This is a genomic window from Dermacoccus sp. SAI-028 (assembly GCF_004346775.1).
In the GTDB taxonomy this organism is placed as follows: domain Bacteria; phylum Actinomycetota; class Actinomycetes; order Actinomycetales; family Dermatophilaceae; genus Dermacoccus; species Dermacoccus nishinomiyaensis.
On record NZ_SMFS01000001.1, the window covers coordinates 294,518 to 308,147 of the forward strand.

Below are 13,630 nucleotides of genomic sequence, written 5' to 3' on the forward strand. Positions count from 1 at the left end.
GGTGCGACGGGCAGTGAATGAGACGCGCCCGCAGCGCCAAGGTTGTTGTGATGTGGGGCACACTGGTGGAACCGACGAAAGGAAAGACCCATGGGCCCGGCCGCACCCCTGCCGTACCGCTCGCCGTGGATGGACGACGAACTGGAAGACCTCCAGCGTCTCGCCGCCACGTTCAGCCGCGAGATCTTCGCGAACATCGACCGCTACAGCGAACAGCACCAGGTCGATCGTGACGTCTGGACGAAGGCGGGTGAGCTGGGCCTGCTCGGCCTGTCGGTGCCAGAGGAGTACGGCGGCAGCGGCGCGACGTTCGCGCACGAGGCCGTCGTCGCCATCGAGCAGGCGAAGGCCGGTGACGACTCGTGGGGCTTCGTCGTCCACGCCATCATCGTGACGCACTACATCGTCGCCTACGGCACCGAGGAGCAGAAGCGCAAGTGGCTGCCGAAGCTGTGCTCCGGCGAATGGGTCGGCGCCATCGGCATGACGGAACCCGGCGCGGGCTCCGACCTCAAGCGCGTCTCGACGCGCGCGCTGCGCGACGGCGACGAGTTCATCATCAACGGCTCGAAGACGTTCATCACGAACGCCGGTCACGCCGACCTCATCGTCCTCGTGGCCCGCACCTGCGAGCGTGACAAGGCCGCCGGGCACAAGGGCATCTCGCTCATCGTGCTCGAGACGGCCGACCTCGACGGTTTCGAGCGCGGGCGCGTGCTGCAGAAGATCGGCCAGCACGGTCAGGACACGCGCGAACTGCACTTCACCGACATGCGCGTACCCGTCGCGAATCTGCTCGGCGAGGAAGGGCGCGGTTTCTACCACCTCATGGAGCAGCTGCCGCAGGAGCGCCTCGGCCTCGCGTGCACCGCCGTCGGATCGGCGGAGCTGGCCGTGAAGCTCGGGGTCGAGCACGCGAAGTCGCGTGAACTGTTCGACGGCACGCTGATGGACCTGCAGAACACGCGCTTCGTGCTCGCCGAGTGCTCGACGGACGTGCTCGCCGCCCGCACTCTGCTCGATCACTGCATCATGCTGCACATGGAGGGCAAGCTCGACTCGGCCACCGCCTCGCGAGCGAAATACTGGACGACGGACGTGCAGTGCAATGTCATCGACCGCGTCCTGCAGCTGTTCGGCGGCTATGGCTTCATGCTCGAGTACCCCATCGCGAAGATGTACGCCGGTGCGCGCATCCAGAAGATCTACGGCGGCGCCAACGAGGTGATGAAGGAACTCATCGCCCGCTCGTTGTGACCTGACGCCCGCAGAACGGTTCGTCGAGTCCCGGCGAACCGCTCTGCGGTGCCCAGAGGCCGCTGCGTGCGCGATTGGGCAAGATGAAGGCGTGAACATCGATATCGCACATGCCATGCCTGGGGACGTCGAGGATTTCGTCGATCTGTTCGAGCAGTACCGCAGCTTCTGCGGCAAGGCGCCAACGCCAGACGCGCGGACGTTTCTGGCCGAGCGCATCGAGACGGGGCAGACGCTCGTCCTCGGCGCCCGGGACAGCGTGGGCGTCGTCGGGTTCGCGCAGGTCTACCGCGCGTTCGACTCGATCCACCTCACTCACGACTGGGTGATCGCCGACCTGTTCGTCGACGGAGCCGCACGCGGACGCCGCGTCGGCGGGTCGCTGCTCGAAGCGGTACTCGACGGTGCCCGTGAGAACGGTGCGCACCACGTTCGCGTCAGCACGCAGAGCAACAACGCCTACGCGCACCGCCTGTACGAATCGCACGGCTTCGAACAGCTGGACACCACGGGCGCGACGGTCTACTACCAGCTGAAACTGCGCGACCACCACTGACGCGCTGCGTCCCTGAAGGCCCGCCCCTCCGCGATTGTCGTCCCCATCTGCGATTCGGCCATCTTCGCAAGCGGCGTCCTCATCCGCGATTTCGGTCACATTCGCCCTTGAATCGACCGTCGTGGACCGTGGATACGCAGGGGGCTTCGACCGGCTCGGTTGGAGCGTTGTCGGTGGCCCGTGGCAATGTGAGGGCATGACGACTTCTCAGATGATCGTGCTCGCATCGCGCCCCCATGGCGCGCCCACCTCCGACAACTTCCGCCTCGAGACGCGGGAACTCCCCGCCCTCAGCGACGGCGAACTGCTCGTGCGCAACACCGTCATGAGCGTCGACCCGTACATGCGTGGCCGCATGAACGACGTGAAGTCCTACGTCCCGCCGTTCCAGATCGACGAGCCCCTCGACGGCGGCGCGGTCGGCGAGGTCGTCGAATCCCGCGCTGAGGGTTTCGCGGAGGGTGACCTCGTCCTCCATGGCCTCGGCTGGCGCGACATGGCCGTCGTGCCCGCGAAGGCGGCACGCAAGGTCTCGACGAACGTCGGTGGCGCGCAGGTGTCGCCGTCCGCCTACCTGGGCGCGCTCGGCATGCCCGGCATCACGGCGTACGGCGGGCTCATGCGCGTCGGTGAATTCCACTCCGGCGACGCGGTGTTCGTTTCCGGCGCTGCTGGTGCCGTCGGCTCGCTCGTCGGTCAGATCGCGAAACTCGAGGGTGCGTCCCGCGTCATCGGTTCGGCGGGCTCCGCACAGAAGATCGCGCGTCTCGAGGAGCTCGGTTTCGACGCCGCCTTCAACTACAAGGACGGTGACGTCCGCGGCCTGCTCAAGAACGCCGCGCCGGAGGGCATCGACGTCTACTTCGACAACGTCGGGGGCGACCACCTCGAGGCGGCCATCTCGTCGATGAACACCCACGGGCGCATCGCGATGTGCGGCGCCATCGCGCAGTACAACTCGACGGAGCCGCCCGCCGCGCCGCGCAACCTCGCGCTCGTCATCGGCAAGCGCATCACGATCCGCGGGTTCATCCAGAGCGACTTCCGCGACCTCGTGCCCGAGTTCCAGCAGAAGATGGCGACGTGGCTCGCCGATGGCTCGGTTCAGTGGGACGAGACGGTCGTCGAGGGCCTGGAGAACGCGCCGCAGGCGTTCATGGACCTGCTGAACGGCGCCAACACCGGCAAGATGGTCGTCTCGATCTGATCGTTCGACTCCTGTCGCGCCACGCCCCGCAGGGCGGCGCATGCGACGTGAGATCCAACTGCGTCACCAACGTCCGGGTGAGTCAGTCCTGACTGACTCACCCGGACACGAGAGTGACTCACTCGCCGGTAGACCCAGCACCCCGGCCTCGAGCACCCCGGGCGAGCGCCGTCGGGCGGGTATAACGTCGGGGGATGAGCGCGCTCCCTTCCACGAACTGGGCCGGCACCGTCGTCTTCGAAGCACGCGAGCGATACGCGCCGCGGACGACGTCGCAGGTGCAGGATGCGGTCTGCCGGGCAGCGGCCGACGGTGGGCGGCTGAGGGTGGTCGGCACCGGCCACAGCTTCAACGACATCGCCGACACAGACGGCGTGCAGCTCAGCCTCCTCGACCTCGAGCGTCGCATCGACCTCGACGAGGACGCACGCTGCGTCACCATCGACGGCGGCGCCACGTATGCGCAGGTCAACGCCGTTCTCGCGCAGCGTGGTTGGGCGTTCGAGAACCTTGCGTCACTGCCGCACATCACCGTCGCCGGGGCCATCGCGACGGCGACGCATGGCTCCGGCTGGGAGCGTCCGAGCCTCGCGTCTGCGGTGCGTTCGCTCACCCACGTCACCGCTGCGGGCGAGCTGCACACGATGACGCGCGGCGAACCCGGGTTCGAGCACTATCCCGTGCATCTCGGTCTGTTCGGGCCCGTCGTCGAGTTGATCCTCGACGTCGTGCCCGCGTTCGACATCGCAACGACGGTGTACGAAGGGCTCGAATACGACACCCTCGTCGACCATCTCGACGACCTGACGCGCCCGCTCTACTCGTTCAGCATCGCCCCCGACTGGAGCGACGGCGGTCGGGCGTTGCTCTTCGCCAAGCGTCCGCGCGGCGTCGATGCTCCGGCGCAGCTCGCCGGCGCCCGCGCCGCCACGAGCCCTCGTCACCCGAGCCCAGGCGCTGATCCCGTCGCGGTGACTGAGCAGCTCGGTGTTCACGGGCCGAGCGCCGAACGGCTGACTCACTTCCGCAGCGACTTCACCCCCAGCGTCGGCGACGAGGTGCAGAGCGAGTACTTTGTTTCACGTGAAACGGTCGCGGACGCCCTGCGAGCGCTGCCACGGTTCGCCGACGTCTTCGCCCGCCTCGCGCATTCGATGGAGATCCGCGCCGTCGCCGGCGACAGCCTCAGTGCGAGCCCGTTCGCCACAGGCGAGATGCTCGCCATCCACCTCACCTGGCGCCGCGACCCGGACGCCGTCCGCCGTGAACTGCCGGCCCTCGAAGCTGCACTCGGCCACCCGCGCCCGCACTGGGGCAAGCTGCACGCGGCACCGCCACAGCAGCTCAGCGAACAGTTCCCCGGACTGCATGCCCTCGACGGCGAGGCGCGTCGGCATGACCCGTCCGGCATGTTCCGCAACGCCTGGGTCGAGCGGTTGCTCGGGAATGAGCCGGCCTGATTTGGTGCTGCAACCGGGGCAGGCGTAACTTCCTGAGACGTGGAGAGCATAGATGTTCGATAAGAAAAAACAGCCCAGTGTGGAACTGGCCGGTGAGGCCGCTCACGCCTCTGCCGTCGCGCAGTTGAGGGCCTCCTTCGAAGCCATCCCCGCCGGCGCCACGGTGCGCCTCGCGAAGAAGACCTCGAACCTCTTCCGTCCGCGCGAGAAGGCGAAGGTGGGCCTCGACGTCAGCGGCCTCACGGGCGTCATCAGCATCGACGCCGATGCTCGCATGGCCGACGTCCAGGGCATGTGCACGTACGAGAACCTCGTCGACGCCACGCTCGAGCACGGCCTCATGCCGCTCGTCGTCCCGCAGTTGCGCACGATCACCCTCGGCGGCGCCGTCACCGGCCTCGGCATCGAGTCGACGTCGTTCAAGAACGGACTGCCGCACGAGTCCGTCCTCGAGATGGACATCCTCACCGGCACCGGCGAGCTGCTCACCGCCTCGCCGACCAACGAGCACGCCGACCTCTTCCGCGCCTTCCCCAACAGCTACGGCAGCCTGGGCTACGCGACGCGTCTGCGCATCGAACTGCAGCCGATCGGTGACCTCGTCGAGACGCGCAACGTGCGGTTCGCGAGCGTCGCAGCCATGACGCGAGCGATCGACGCCATCGTCGAGACCCGCGAGTGGCAGGGCGAACGCGTCGACGGCCTCGACGGCATGATCGTCAGCAAGGACGAGGCCTATCTCGTGCTCGCCAACTTCTTCCCCGAGACGCGCCGCCGCCCGAGCGACTACACGGGGCAGAACATCTTCTACAAGAGCATCAGTGAGCTCGACCGCGACACGTTGAGCGCGCACGACTACATCTGGCGTTGGGACACCGACTGGTTCTGGTGCTCCGACGCGTTCTTCGCACAGAACCCGAAGGTGCGACGCGTGTGGCCGCGCAAGTACCGTCGCAGCGACTTCTACCACCGCATCGTCGGGTGGGAGAACCGCTGGGGCTTCGCCGCGAGGATCGACGAGATGCGCGGCGAACTGCCGCGCGAGCGCGTCGTGCAGGACGTCGAGGTGCCCCTCGAACAGCTCGAGACGTTCATGCCGTGGTTCGACGAGCACGTCGGCATGACGCCCGTGTGGGTGTGCCCGCTGCGCCTGCGCGGCGACGACGCGTGGCCGCTGTACCAGCTCGAACCGAACCGCACGTACGTCAACGTCGGGTTCTGGGGCACCGTCGCCATCACCCCCGGGCGGTCTGACGGCGACGTCAACCGCGACATCGAGGCCGTGCTGCCGACGATGCACGGCCACAAGTCGCTCTATTCCGACGTCTACTACGACGCCGAGACGTTCGAAGCGCTGTACGGCGCAGCCGAATACCGCCGCATGAAGACGAAGTACGACCCGCAGGGCCGCCTTCCTGAGTTCGCTGACAAGATGAGGACGCACGCATGAGCCAGACCACGACCGCCAACCCCCTCGTCGCCCAGGCCGTCCAGGCCGTGTTGGAGGAGCCGTTGCCCTTCCGCATCACGGCGTACGACGGCACCGACATCGGCCCGCGCGACAGCGACATCGCCGTGCGTGTCGAGAGCGAGGAGGGGCTGCGCTACCTCCTCAGCGCCCCTGGCGATCTCGGCCTCGCCCGCGCCTATCTGACGGGCACGCTGACCGGCACCGGTTTCCACCCTGGTGACCCCTACGAGGTGTTCAGCCGCATCAAGCGTGACGTGCGCACGAAGCAGCTGACGCCGAAGGGCGTCGCGTCGGCGCTCGCGCCCGTCGTCAAGCAGCTGGGGCCGAAGGCGTTCGTCCACCCGCCGCTGCCCGAGGTCGAGAACGAGCCCCGCTGGAAGCGCCACCTCGCCAAGGTGAACCCGGTGAGCCGCGCCGCCGACTCGATCAAGCACCACTACGACGTCTCGAACGCGTTCTACGAGAAGGTGCTCGGTGACTCGATGGCCTACACGTGCGCCGTGTTCGACACGCCGGACGACACCCTCGAGGACGCGCAGGAGCGCAAGTTCGCCCTCGTTGCCGACAAGCTCGACCTGCAGCCCGGCCAACGGCTGCTCGACGTCGGCTGCGGCTGGGGCGGCATGGCGATGCACGCCGCTCGCGAGCGCGGCGTCCACGTCATAGGCGTCACCCTGAGCAAGGAGCAGGCCGAGTGGGGTCAGCGCGCCGTGCGTGAGGCGGGCCTCGAGAGCCTTGTCGAGATCCGCTACGGCGACTACCGCGACGTCACCGAGACGGGCTTCGACGCCGTCAGCTCGATCGGCCTCACGGAGCACATCGGCGTGAAGAACTACGCCAACTACTTCTCGTTCCTGCACTCGAAGCTGCGCGACGGTGGCCGCCTGCTCAACCACTGCATCACGCGTCGCGACGACACGGCTTCGGCCAAGCCGGAGCCGTTCACCGATCGCTATGTCTTCCCCGACGGCGAGCTCGCCTCGCCGGGGCGGCTCATCAGTGAGTGCCACGACGCCGGTTTCGAGGTTCAGCACGACGAGAACCTGCGCCTGTCGTACGCCCTGACGCTGCGCGACTGGTGCCGCAACCTCGAGGCGAACTGGGATTTCTGCGTCGCCGAGGCGGGCCTGCCGACCGCGAAGGTGTGGGGCATCTACATGGCCGGTTCACGCCTCGGGTTCGAGGAGGGCTGGCTGCACCTGCACCAGGTGCTCGCCACGAAGACGACCGACAACGGCGACAACGGCGGCTACCCGCTGGGCTCGCACTGGGCACCCTGAGCTCTCACTGGCGGTGCTGAGCGGCTGCCCGTTGCCCGTCCAGACGCAGGCAACGCGCAATCATGACGGTGGGGTGATGCCGACCAGCATCGCCGCCACCGTCATGATCTGCGTCCACGCGAACGCGTTCTGGAACGAACTGTTCGCGATGACGACGGCCGCCGAGCGCAGGTTGAACGCGAGGATCGCGGCGCGGGCCCCTGACGCGCGGCGTGTGCGCGCCCAGTAGACGAGAGCGCCGACGGCCGGCGCGAGCAGCGACCACATGTACGCGCTGAAATCGCTGCCACCATGCGACTTCACGAACTCGACCGTGACGATCGACGCTCCGATCTCGAACACGGTCAGGGCGACCATGAACCATCGATCACCGCTGCTCACCGACGGGGGAGTGCTCCACGGGCGTTCTGCTCTCAGTATGGCCGCCCGGGTGCGGCGGGCCCCTGACGAATGTCACGGTGTGGCCGCCGTTGATGCATAACTCGACCTTTATGTTTGGCCAGTGCTACGTTATGTGCGGGTCACGAGCCCCGGCGCGAAGTCTCGGCTGGCCGGGCGGCAACCCCCATGCGAACGCACACGTGCGCCGGGGTGCCCCGAGTAACGACCCGGCCGCCCGTCGACCGACGCGGCGGCAAGCGCAACGAAGGGTCTGCCATGACACTCCTCGACACCACGCCCGACACGAACGTCGACTCCGCGAGCGGCGCACCGACGGGTGTTCCGACGAGCGCAGCGGCGCGCCACGGCGGCACCGTCGCGACGCCCGGGCTGCGCATCGAACGCCTCGGCCCGGCGTTCGGCGCAATCGTCCACGGCGTCGACCTCGCGCAGGTCGACGACGCGATAGCGTTCGACCTGCGCCGCGCGCTGCTCGCGCACAAGGTGCTCTTCTTCCGGGGTCAGGACGCGTTCGACGACGACGCTCAGGTGCGCCTCGGAAACCTGCTCGGCGAGCTGACGGCGGGCCACCCCGTCGCGGGCACGCACGAGCGCAAGGAGATCTACTCGATCGACTCCTCCGACCCCGAGTTCTCGTTCTCCGACGAGTGGCACACGGATGTCACGTTCATGAAGGAGCCGCCGGCCATCAGCGTCCTGCGCGCCGTGACGTTGCCGGATTACGGCGGCGACACCTCCTGGGCCGACGCGCAGGCGGCGTACGACTCGCTGTCGGAGCCGTTCCGCGGCCTCGTCGACCAGCTCGTCGCCGCCCACGACGGCAACCGCGAATGGGGCGCGTACCTGCGCAAGAACGGTGGGCAGGAGTGGAGCGGCGAGGTCGTCACCGAGCTGCCCGTCGTCGAGCACCCCGTCGTGCGTGTGCACCCCGAGACGGGCCGTCGCGGGTTGTTCGTCAACCCCGGTTTCACCTCCCACATCGTCGGCGTGTCGCAGGCCGAGTCGCGGGCGATCCTCGACGTGCTGTACGCGCACCTGACGCAGCCCGAACACACCATCCGCCACCGTTGGGCGCCCGGCGACGTCGGCATCTGGGACAACCGTGCGACGTCGCACTACGCGAACCGCGACTACGTCGACGCCAACCTTGGCCCGCGCGCCATGAGGCGCGTGACGGTCGGTGGCGACAAGCCCGTCGGCGTCAATGGCCTGACGGGTGGCGCAGCTGCCTGACGGTGTGAGCTGACATGGCGCGGTGCGGGTCTCTGGGGCCCGCATCGCGTCGTCATGTACCCCTCTGCGATTTTCGTCCCCCTTCGCGAATCCCGTCCCCCTCGGCGAATCCGGTCCCCATCGGCGATTTGCTTGTGCACATTCGTCCAGCCGGCCGTCGGGAAAATCGGTCGCCGGGGGCGTCGCACGGTGATGGAATGACGGGATGCTGAAGCTCATCAGGCCCGACGCCGCTCGCTACGACGACTGGAAGGACGCATTCGACGAGTTCGGCGCGACGCCGAAAGACGGCACGGGCTATCGTCGCGACGACGTCGTCGACACGTCGCGCGCCGGGTTCGACGCCTACCTCACCGATCGTGCGCGCCAGGGCGATACGACCGTCGCGCCGCCTGAGGGATTCGTGCACTGCAGCTATTTCTGGGTGCTCGACGGCCCGCGGGCGGGGGAGGGTGACATCGTCGGCTTTCTGGCCCTGCGTCACACCCTCACCGAGGTGCTGTACGAGGCGATCGGTCACATCGGCTACTCGGTGCGTCCCAGCGCTCGTGGGCGGGGTGTCGCCGCGGGCGCGCTGATGCTCGGTCTCGACGAGGCGCGGGCGCTCGGCGTCGAACAGGTGCTGGTGTGCTGCAGCACCGAGAATCCGGCGTCACGCGCCGTCATCGAGAAGTGCGGCGGGCAGTTCGAGGACGTCCGCTCCCACCCCGCGTTTCCGGGCGAGACACGTCGCTACTGGTTCGGCTCGCCGCCGTTTCCGCAGGGACCGACGGCCTGACGCCGGCTGCCTCGGGTGCGGATGTGACCGAAACTCGCGGATGAGGACGAGAATCGCCGATGTGACCGCCGTTCGCAGAGGTGGACGAGAATCGCCGACGGGGACAGGAATCGCAGAAGGGGCACGGTGCGGGGCGGCCCGGCCGAGGTCAGTCCCCATCCGAACTCAGGCCCCCAAACCCTCAGCCGACGTCGTGACCAGGATGTGATCGCTCGGTCCGCGAGCCGAGACGCCGTACCCATGGGTAGACCCCTACTGTGGCCTTACTCACATCGGCCCTCATGGCCACCAGCACTACCAGGAGGTCACCGTGGCGGCGTCACGTCTCGACACCCTCGACCGCGATCCGGGGTTGCCCCCCGTCGCGGTCGAACCCCCTCGCACCATCACCGGGCGGCAGAAGATCATGATCGCCGTCGCGGCGATCGTCGCCGCCATCGGCTGGACGATGGTCGCCTTCGTCCGCGGTGAGCACGTCAACGCCATCTGGTTCGTGTTCGCGGCCGTCGGCAGCTATGTCATCGGCTACATGCTCTACAGCCGTCTCATCGCGTACAAGGTCGTGCAGCCTCGCGACGACATCGCGACGCCGGCGGAGCAGTTCGAGAACGGCCAGGACTACATGCCGACGGACCGTCGCGTCCTGTTCGGCCACCACTTCGCCGCCATCGCCGGTGCCGGCCCGCTCGTCGGCCCTGTGCTCGCCGCGCAGATGGGGTACCTGCCGGGCACGATGTGGATCATCTTCGGCGTCATCTTCGCGGGCGCCGTGCAGGACTACATGGTGCTCGCCATCTCGACGCGCCGTGGCGGCCGCAGCATCGGCCAGATGGCGCGCGACACGCTCGGCCCCGTCGGTGGTTGGGCGGCGATGCTCGCCGTCATGACGATCATGGTCATCCTCATCGCGGTGCTCGGCCTCGTCGTCGTCAACGCGCTCGCCGAGTCGCCGTGGGGTGTGTTCTCGATCGCGATGACGATCCCGATCGCCCTGTTCATGGGCTGCTACCTGCGCTTCCTGCGTCCGGGGTCGGTCACCGAGGTGTCGCTCATCGGCGTCGTGCTCCTGCTGCTCGCGATCGTCTCCGGCGGCTGGGTCGCCGAGACGGCCTGGGGCAAGGACATGTTCACGCTGTCTCCGACGGCGCTCGCCTGGTGCCTCATCGTCTACGGGTTCGCCGCGGCCGTCCTGCCGGTCTGGCTGCTGCTCGCGCCGCGTGACTATCTGTCGACGTTCATGAAGGTCGGCACGATCGTCCTGCTCGCGCTCGGCATCATCATCGCGCGTCCGGCGATCGACATCCCCGCGATCACGTCGTTCGGCAAGCACGGCAACGGTCCCGTCTTCGCGGGTTCGCTGTTCCCGTTCCTGTTCATCACGATCGCGTGCGGCGCGTTGTCCGGCTTCCACGCGCTCATCTCGTCGGGCACGACGCCGAAGCTCATCCAGAAGGAGAGCCAGGCGCGACTCATCGGGTACGGCTCGATGCTCGTCGAGTCGTTCGTCGCCATCATGGCGCTCATCGCGGCGGCCATCATCGACCAGCACCTGTACTTCGTCATCAACGCCCCCGCCGGCGTGACGGGTGGGACGGCCGAGAAGGCCGCGGCGTGGGTGAACTCGATAGGCTTGGGCGGTAATCCGATCACCGCGCCCGAGATCACGCAGGCCGCGAAGGACGTCGGCGAGGCTTCGGTCGTGTCGCGCACCGGTGGCGCCCCGACGTTCGCGTTCGGCATGTCGGACGTGTTCAGCCGCGTCATCCCAGGCGATTCGATGAAGCAGTTCTGGTACCACTTCGCGATCATGTTCGAGGCGCTGTTCATCCTGACGACGGTCGACGCCGGCACGCGCGTCGCACGTTTCATGTTGTCGGAGACGCTCGGCAACGTGCCCGGGCTGCACCGCTTCCGTGACACGTCCTGGCGCGTCGGTGCGTGGATCTCGACGCTCGTCGTCGTCGCCGCATGGGGTTCGATCCTGCTCATGGGCGTCACCGACCCGCTGGGTGGCATCAACACGCTGTTCCCGCTGTTCGGCATCGCCAACCAGTTGCTCGCCGCCGTCGCGCTGACGGTCGTGACGGTCGTCGTCATCCGCAACGGCAAGGCGAAGTGGGCGTGGATCCCGGGCATCCCGCTCGCCTGGGATCTGCTCGTGACGATGGTCGCGAGCTACCAGAAGATCTTCTCGAGCGACGCGAAGATCGGCTACTGGGCGCAGCACAACGCGTTCGTCGACGCCAAGAACAAGGGGTTGACGAAGTTCAAGACGGCCAAGACCCCCGAGGAGATCGACGCCGTCATCCGCAACACGCTCATCCAGGAGACGCTCTCGGTTCTCTTCGCGGTGCTCGTCATCGTCGTCGTCATCGCGGGTGTGTTCGCGGCGCTCAAGGCGCTGCGCAGCGAGCACGTCGACCCCGAGGTGCGCGACGACGCGGTGCCGTCGCAGATCTTCGCGCCGAGCGGCATGCGCGTCACGCCCGACGAGGAGAGCGTGCTCGCGCAGTGGCGTGAGGCGGGCCTCGACCCCGAGGGCGTGCATGCGGGTGAGCGCGTCCATGCCTGAGCCGCGCGGAATCGTCGGCACGCTCAAGTGGTACGTCGCCTCGATGATGGGCGACAACCACTACGAGCGCTACCTGCGCCATCACGCCGTCGCCCACCCCGGCGAGGCGCCGATGTCGAAGCGCGACTACTGGCGTGAACGCACCGACGCCCAGGACCGCAACCCCGGCGCGCGGTGTCGCTGACGGGTCTCGGTTCAAGACCGCGGGTCTGAACACGACGAGAGGGGCTGACGCATCAAGCGTCAGCCCCTCTCGCAGTGCGGCCCGTCACTGTCGCAAGCGATCCGTCCGTGCGACGGGTTGGGCCAGGCTCGGCAACGAATGTGGACGAAAATCGCAGATGGGGACGGGAATCGAACAGGGGGCGCGTGTCAGCGGCGCAGCGTCTGGCCCAGGATGCCGGGGAGGTGACGGCGGACGTCGGACATGCGTGAGTGACGCGCGTTGGCGACGCGCACGCGCAGTGCCTTCTCCTCGACCCACATCTCCATCTCACGCACGTCGCCGAGGACGTCGCCGTCGAGTTCGAGCGCGCGCGGGCGTCCCATGGCCTTGGCCGCGACGCGGGCGCAGCGTGTGCGCTCGACGCGACCCGTGGTGCGCCGCGAGCGGGCGAAGATCTGCGCCGAGAGCGCAGCCCATTGCAGGGGCCCGTCGGCGGAGAGCCAGACGGTGTCGAAGCGCCCGTCGGTGCCGTTGGCGCCTGGCATGAGTTGCACCCCCGCCGTCAGCTGACCGAAGTTGCCGACGAGCAGCGTCGTCGTCTTCTTCGTGTGCGGCGCGCCATCGTCGAAGGAGGCGAGCATGCGCTCGGGGCGCTGGGTCACGTAGCGCGCACCGGCGATGGGGTAGGCCATCCACCCGATCCGCTTCTTGAGGGTCTCGCTCGTGGCGTTCATGATGTCGCCATCGAGTCCGAAGCCGGCCATGATGAGGAAGGTGTCGTTCGTCGCCGAGCCGTCCCCGAACGTCGCGTGCACCCGCCCGACGTCGATGACGGTGTCCTCGCCCGCGAGCGACCGCGCGAAGTTGAGCGCCGCCGAGCCGTCCACCGAGACGCCGAGGTTGCGCGCGAGCAGGTTGCCGGTGCCCTGTGGCATCAACCCCAGCGGCACGCTCGTGCCGCTCAGCGCCGCGCCGACGTGGCGCACCGTTCCGTCGCCACCGGCGGCGAAGACGATGTCGCAGCCCTGGCGCAGTGCTTGCTGCGTCTGGCCGGTGCCGGGGTCGTCGATGCGGGTCTGCAGCCACAGCGGCTCGGCCCATCCGGCGTCGCGCGAGACGTCGACGCATTCGCGGCGCAGGGCGCCGAGGTCGTCGACCTTCGTGGGGTTGACGACGATCGCGGCGCGCGGACGGGAGGGCGTGTTCGACACGCCTTGCACTGTAACTGGAATGACGCAGATTCGCGCG

12 protein-coding genes and 1 riboswitch are annotated in these 13,630 nt (G+C 68.1%); of the genes, 10 read left to right on the plus strand and 2 right to left on the minus strand.

The genetic code is table 11. From position 1 onward, the window contains the following. The first annotated feature begins 90 nt into the window (after positions 1 to 90). The 6 genes from EDC82_RS01430 (at position 91) to EDC82_RS01455 (ending at position 7,231) form a co-directional block, all read left to right on the plus strand. Positions 91 to 1,257, plus strand: coding sequence for an acyl-CoA dehydrogenase family protein (locus EDC82_RS01430; protein ID WP_131940362.1), 1,167 nt, complete (start codon positions 91 to 93; stop codon positions 1,255 to 1,257). Positions 1,258 to 1,348: 91 nt separating this feature from the next. After that, entirely contained in the window at positions 1,349 to 1,813 is a 465-nt protein-coding gene (locus EDC82_RS01435) for a GNAT family N-acetyltransferase (protein ID WP_051805511.1), read from the plus strand. Positions 1,814 to 2,009: 196 nt separating this feature from the next. Further along, complete coding sequence (locus EDC82_RS01440; RefSeq protein WP_115296670.1) at positions 2,010 to 3,020, plus strand: NADP-dependent oxidoreductase; 1,011 nt, start codon at positions 2,010 to 2,012, stop codon at positions 3,018 to 3,020. A 194-nt stretch (positions 3,021 to 3,214) separates the two neighbouring features. Continuing rightward, positions 3,215 to 4,480, plus strand: coding sequence for an FAD-binding protein (locus EDC82_RS01445; RefSeq protein WP_038566553.1), 1,266 nt, complete (start codon positions 3,215 to 3,217; stop codon positions 4,478 to 4,480). 52 nt (positions 4,481 to 4,532) lie between these two features. Next, complete coding sequence (locus tag EDC82_RS01450; RefSeq protein ID WP_131940364.1) at positions 4,533 to 5,930, plus strand: FAD-binding oxidoreductase; 1,398 nt, start codon at positions 4,533 to 4,535, stop codon at positions 5,928 to 5,930. Next, a complete protein-coding gene (locus EDC82_RS01455; protein WP_131940366.1) occupies positions 5,927 to 7,231 on the plus strand; it encodes a cyclopropane-fatty-acyl-phospholipid synthase family protein in 1,305 nt (434 codons plus the stop codon). The genes EDC82_RS01450 and EDC82_RS01455 overlap by 4 nt, the downstream gene beginning before the upstream one ends. Before the next feature lie 60 nt (positions 7,232 to 7,291). Here EDC82_RS01455 and EDC82_RS01460 read toward each other — a convergent pair whose 3' ends face one another. After that, positions 7,292 to 7,588, minus strand: a complete 297-nt coding sequence (locus EDC82_RS01460; RefSeq protein WP_131940369.1) for a hypothetical protein — start codon at positions 7,586 to 7,588, stop codon at positions 7,292 to 7,294. Positions 7,589 to 7,750: 162 nt separating this feature from the next. Then, a riboswitch (SAM riboswitch) is annotated at positions 7,751 to 7,878 on the plus strand. A gap of 10 nt (positions 7,879 to 7,888) precedes the next feature. On the opposite strand from EDC82_RS01460, the gene EDC82_RS01465 reads away from it, so the two are divergent. The 4 genes from EDC82_RS01465 (at position 7,889) to EDC82_RS01480 (ending at position 12,400) form a co-directional block, all read left to right on the plus strand. After that, a complete protein-coding gene (locus EDC82_RS01465; protein ID WP_200829267.1) occupies positions 7,889 to 8,866 on the plus strand; it encodes a TauD/TfdA family dioxygenase in 978 nt (325 codons plus the stop codon). A gap of 205 nt (positions 8,867 to 9,071) precedes the next feature. Next, a complete protein-coding gene (locus tag EDC82_RS01470) occupies positions 9,072 to 9,644 on the plus strand; it encodes a GNAT family N-acetyltransferase (protein WP_131940371.1) in 573 nt (190 codons plus the stop codon). 310 nt (positions 9,645 to 9,954) lie between these two features. After that, the gene (locus tag EDC82_RS01475; protein WP_131940373.1) at positions 9,955 to 12,216 is read left to right on the plus strand and encodes a carbon starvation CstA family protein; all 2,262 of its coding nucleotides are present in this window, start codon (positions 9,955 to 9,957) and stop codon (positions 12,214 to 12,216) included. After that, entirely contained in the window at positions 12,209 to 12,400 is a 192-nt protein-coding gene (locus EDC82_RS01480; RefSeq protein ID WP_131940375.1) for a YbdD/YjiX family protein, read from the plus strand. Before EDC82_RS01475 ends, EDC82_RS01480 begins: the two co-directional genes overlap by 8 nt. Before the next feature lie 188 nt (positions 12,401 to 12,588). On the opposite strand, the gene EDC82_RS01485 is transcribed toward EDC82_RS01480, so the two are convergent. Beyond that, on the minus strand, positions 12,589 to 13,593 hold the full coding sequence (locus tag EDC82_RS01485) for a diacylglycerol kinase family protein (RefSeq protein WP_074039635.1): 1,005 nt from the start codon (positions 13,591 to 13,593) through the stop codon (positions 12,589 to 12,591). Positions 13,594 to 13,630: the final 37 nt, after the last annotated feature.